The sequence below is a fragment of the Kocuria cellulosilytica genome (assembly GCF_040981245.1).
In the GTDB taxonomy this organism is placed as follows: Bacteria; Actinomycetota; Actinomycetes; order Actinomycetales; family Micrococcaceae; genus Kocuria; species Kocuria cellulosilytica.
The window spans coordinates 1-599 of the sequence record NZ_JAVFWZ010000077.1 but is presented as its reverse complement, the minus strand read 5'-3'; the positions used below and the strand labels follow the sequence as shown (position 1 = coordinate 599).

General features: G+C 83.5%; 1 pseudogene. It reads left to right on the top strand.

What is annotated here, in order from left to right:
* Positions 1-32 precede the first annotated feature (32 nt).
* Positions 33-599, top strand: a pseudogene (locus tag RCG67_RS17070) (hypothetical protein); the annotation flags it as partial.

The window sequence follows — 599 nt, the reverse complement described above, 5'->3', positions numbered from 1 at the left end:
CTGCCGCCCCGCCCCCCTCGAGGAGCCTCCCGGTGACCAATCCCCGCACACCCGCGCCCCGGGTGCTCCCGCTGCTCCTGGCGGTCCTGGTCGTCCTGTCCGCCGCCGCCGGCGGCTGGTGGCTCGGCGCGGCCCGGCCCGTGCCCCCGGACGAGCTCGCGCGGGCGGACGCGTGGCAGGGCACGCAGGAGCTGCTCGCGCACCCGTCCCTGGACGCCGGCCCGGAGACGGCCGGGGTGCGCGCGGACCTGGAGCGCCAGCTCGAAGCCCTCGGACCGGCCCCCGGGGACCGGGCGGCGTCCGCGGCGCGGGCCGAGCGACCCTCCCCCGCCGCCCCGGGACGGTCCGGGGCACCGGGAGGCCCCGGGAGCACCGGGGGGCCCGGCCACCTGGCCGGCGTCCTGTCGGACTCCGGGGTGGAGCTGGCCGGGGACGCCCTGCGCGCCGAGGAGCCCGCTCTGGCCCGGGTGCTGGGCGCGGCCGCGGCGTCGCGGGCGGTCACGGCCCGGCAGCTGGGCGGGGGGGCCGCCGACCCCGAGCTGTGCGCTCCCGGGGCGGCAGCGGCACCGGGGCCCGGAGGGACGTCCTCCCCCGGGGCG